Origin of the sequence: Neisseria iguanae, from assembly GCF_003013245.1 — a bacterium.
GTDB lineage: Bacteria > Pseudomonadota > Gammaproteobacteria > Burkholderiales > Neisseriaceae > Neisseria > Neisseria iguanae.
This window is the reverse complement of record NZ_PXYY01000136.1, coordinates 1-4,130: the sequence shown is the minus strand read 5'-3', so window position 1 is coordinate 4,130 and position 4,130 is coordinate 1. Positions and strand designations below refer to the sequence as shown.

Below are 4,130 nucleotides of genomic sequence, written 5' to 3'. Positions count from 1 at the left end.
TTCCGGTGCAGGTTTTTCTTGTGGCAGAAAACGAAATAGTCAGCGGCTTTGAGCGGTATCCGTCAGTTAATCGTGTTTGAAGGATGGCAGTTAAGTGTGTTCTGTCCGGCGGCAAAAGTTTAACTTAGAAGCTGTCCTAGATAACCGGGAAAACTCAAATTAAGTCAGAATTATCCTTATGCGTAAAAGTCGTCTAAGCCGGTACAACCAAAATAAACTCATTGGGCTGTTTGTTGCAGGAGTTACCGCCCGAACAGCATCCGAGTTAGTTGGCGTAAACAAAAATACCGCCTCCTATGATTTTCACCGTTTACGATTACTTATTTATCAAAACCACCCGCATTTGGAAATATCTGATGGGGAAGTAGACGTTGATGAAAGTGATTTTGGCGGGCAAGGTAAACACGGTTGCGGTTCGGCCGGTAAAATTACTGTATTCGGGCTTTTGAAGCGAAACGTAACGTTTTTACTGTTGCCGTACCGAAGCTGCCTTGCTGCCAATTATCCGCGAACAGGTTAACCCTGACAGCATTGTTTAGACAGACCGTTATCGCCGTTATGATGTGTTAGATGTAAGTGAATTTACCTATTTTCGTCTCAATCACAATATACATTTTGCGGAAAGACAAAACCCTATTAACGGGATTGAGCACTTTTGGAATCAGGCAAAACGTCATTGACGCAAGTTTAACGGTATTGCCAAAGTGCATTTGGAGCTGTATTTGAAGGAATGTGAACCGCGTTTTGACAATAGTGAAATAAAAGTTCAGATTTCCATTTTAAAACAATTAGTAAAATGTAATTTATCCTGGTCATCTAGGACAAACCCTCAACTTATCTGCCTTTCTTTTGCTCGTATTTTGCTTTATAACAAATAATTGTCAGGACGCGCTAGGATTACAGCCGTTTCTCGAGTTTTGCAAAGATTCCAACCTCTCTTTCAGACGGCCTTCTTGCAGGCCGGAACCGTTTAATCAGTCTTTGTTTCTATCCGGCGGCGGTTGAATCGGTTCTGCCTGTCCGGTATTTGGCCGGCTCTGAGCCGGTTGAATCGGCTAAGGCAAATTATTTTCTGCCCGAACGCTTACCGCAACCTCTGCAGCCGCTTTCTCTGCTTTTGTTTTAGCCGCTCCGCTTCACGCCGGATCATACCGCCCAGCCCCGTTTTTCTCTTGCTCTGCTTTGTTTTGCCCAGCATACGCTTCCTGCACCCGTTGGCGGAAGCGCATGCCGGCCATGTGGTAAAACGGTCGTGGTGAGAATTGGCGCGACACCTGCGATGCGAAAATACACACAATCAACATCCAAAACAGCAAATTTTGCCCACCTGTCATTTCCATCACCACCACGCTGGAGGTAATCGGCGATTGGGTCGCCCCAGCCAGAAAACCGGCCATACACAGCACCACCACCACGTTGACGCCGCTTTCCAATTGGCCGATGGCGGCAATGTGTTCGCCCAACATCGCGCCGATGGTCAGCGAAGGCGTGAAAATACCACCAGGAATGCCAGCCCAATAAGAAAACAGCGTGGCCAACCATTTCGCCACCGCCACGCCCACCGGCGCATCGTACATGCGGCGCAATGCGCCCGATGCTTCATGATAACCCGTGCCGTAAGTTTGGCCTTGATAGATCGTACCCAGCACCGCCAGCAGCAAACCCATGATGGCGGCCAACATCAGCGGATGGCGGCGAATCCAGCCGCGGATTTTCTCCGGCGCATAAGCCGCCGCACCTTTGTACAGCATGCGTGCAAACAAACCGCCGGTCACACCGCACAACAAACCCACCGCCAACACCCATGTCAACATATTATCCAATTCGCTGCCGTGAAAGCCGGAAAAATGCGGGTTGTTACCCTGAATAGCCACTTGAATGAAACCTGCCGCCAACACGCCGAGCAAAATTTGCCGTTCCCAGCGCAAAATCACGCCGCGCCCGAGTTCTTCAATCGCAAAAACCACCCCGGCCAAGGGCGCATTAAACGCTGCCGCCAAACCGCCTGCCGCACCGGCTGCCATCAGATCGTTTTCCTGCATCCCTTTAAACGCGAGATTGTGTTTCTTACACCACGCACCCCATGCCGTCATCACCGCCGCACCAACCTGCACCGAAGGCCCTTCGCGCCCGATGGATGCACCGGCCAGCATACCCAGAAAGGTCAGCGGAATTTTCAGTAAGGTCCGGCCGAGCGAAATCAGCCGCGTTTTTTGCGGCCCGTACGGCAGGCTCAGCGATGCCAACACCTGCGGAATACCGCTGCCGACGGTATAAGGTGCGTAACGGCGCGTCAGCCACACAATCAACGGTAAGCCCAGCGGCAAGGCCACCCACGCAAACCATGCGTATTCCTGAACCAAACGTGCATTCAAATCCAGCGCATACTCCGCCATGTGCGCAAACAACAGCGCCGTCAACGCCACCAGCGCTGAGCCGGCCAGCAGGAAAACAAACGACACCGTTTTACGGGAAAGCCGCTCGGTTTGTTTGAGTTTATGGGCGATTAGGGAGCCAATGGATTTCTTTTTCGGCATGATTTCGGCAATTTGAGTGGGGTTGAAAACATCATTACGTTGAGAAATAAAAGTATAGCAAGGATTATTGTCAACAGGGTTTCAGACGGCCTTTTCGCTGAAAATAATGGCTTAGGCCGTCTGAAAATATCCACAGCAACACTTTTTCAGACGGCCTTAAGCAGGCATGCCGCGAAAATCCTTGCCATTAGTCTGAATTTTGACTATACTGCCAAATTAATCACTTTTCAGACCAAATATGAACTTTATTGATGACATCGGCCGCCTGATGGCACACTCAACCCGGCTTTATGAGCAATGGGCAAAAAGACACGGCCTCAGTTACAACATGCTTGCGGTATTATACGGCGTTGCCTACTATCCCGACTGCACGCAAAAAACCATTTGCACGCATTGGAACTTGCCCAAACAAACCGTATTTTCCGCCTGCCGCCAACTGGCGGAACAAGGCTGGCTGACCTTTTTTCCCGACCCTAACGACAAACGCGGCAAAACGCTGCATTTGACCGAAACGGGACAAGCAGCCGCCCTACCCGTTATCCGAAAAATACACGATCTCGAACAGGGCATTATCCGTGATTTCGGCGAAGCGCAAGCCGAAGCTTTCATTCAACAGTTGCAACGCTTTATCCAAATCGTTGCCCGACACACACAGGAGCCGTAAACATGGCATGGATTTATCTGATTAGCGCAGGTTTAATGGAAATCGGCTGGCCGCTGGGTTTGAAACTTGCCCAACAAGACGGTTGGCGTTGGCAGGGCATTGCCATCGCCGTTTTTTTCATGGGTGTGAGTGGCTTTTTTCTGTTTCTCGCGCAAAAATCCATCCCGATGGGTACAGCCTATGCAGTTTGGACGGGCATCGGCGCCATCGGCACATTTGTCGTCGGCGTGTTGTTTTTGGGTGACCCGTCCACCATCGGCCGCTGGCTGGGTGCGGTACTGATTATTTCCGGCGTGACAGTAATGAAACTCTCGTCCTGAGTTTTGAGGGAGAATCATTCAAAACCAGATTCCCGACTTGCTCAAAAAAAAAAAAAAAAACGATTTTGCAAACCGTTGAAGCGGCAACAGAACCGATTCCGTACCGTCTGCGACAGGCCGACCGGCCATCATAAATAATGGATGAGAATAAACAAAATGCCGTCTGAAAGTGAACTGCTCCCCAAAAGCTGGACAAATTCCCTCCAACTTAGCAAGGTGCAGTTTTCTTATGTCCAAATATAAACCAGACTTCAAATATCAAACCGTACTTTATGACCAACAAGTGCACAGGCCAGCAGCGGCACTGCAAAGCACTTCGACATCTCACACACCTGTGTCGTTGGATAGCCGCCCATCGCGAAGGAGGATCGCCACAGGCAAACCCTAAACCCCCTTTACCGTTGACAAGCCCGACCATAAAAAAAAACACAGGCAGAGCTGATTGAAGAATTGCGCCATATGAGCACGGAGAACGACTACCTAAAGCATACCGTCATCAGGCTGTCGGGGCCGCTTCGGAGAATATCCCCAACCGGCAACCTGCCGCCCAGAAACCGATCAGAAAGAGAGGGGTGATGTGGCCGGGCCCAAAGGCAGAGAGGGCAAACC

General features: G+C 50.3%; 3 protein-coding genes and 1 pseudogene. 3 read left to right on the top strand and 1 reads right to left on the bottom strand.

What is annotated here, in order from left to right; genetic code table 11:
- Nucleotides 1-178 precede the first annotated feature (178 nt).
- A pseudogene (locus C7N83_RS13200) lies at nt 179-806 on the top strand (IS1595 family transposase); the annotation flags it as partial.
- 330 nt (nt 807-1,136) lie between these two features.
- On the opposite strand, the gene C7N83_RS13195 reads toward C7N83_RS13200, so the two are convergent.
- Nucleotides 1,137-2,537, bottom strand: a complete 1,401-nt coding sequence (locus C7N83_RS13195; protein ID WP_106743202.1) for a chloride channel protein — start codon at nt 2,535-2,537, stop codon at nt 1,137-1,139.
- Nucleotides 2,538-2,775: 238 nt separating this feature from the next.
- Here C7N83_RS13195 and C7N83_RS13185 point away from each other — a divergent pair, with 238 nt between their 5' ends.
- Both C7N83_RS13185 and C7N83_RS13180 read left to right on the top strand, forming a co-directional pair.
- Nucleotides 2,776-3,201 carry a MarR family winged helix-turn-helix transcriptional regulator gene (locus tag C7N83_RS13185; RefSeq protein ID WP_106743199.1) on the top strand — a complete coding sequence of 142 codons (426 nt, stop codon included), beginning with the start codon at nt 2,776-2,778 and terminating at the stop codon, nt 3,199-3,201.
- A 2-nt stretch (nt 3,202-3,203) separates the two neighbouring features.
- A complete protein-coding gene (locus C7N83_RS13180; RefSeq protein ID WP_106743198.1) occupies nt 3,204-3,521 on the top strand; it encodes a DMT family transporter in 318 nt (105 codons plus the stop codon).
- Nucleotides 3,522-4,130 lie beyond the last annotated feature (609 nt).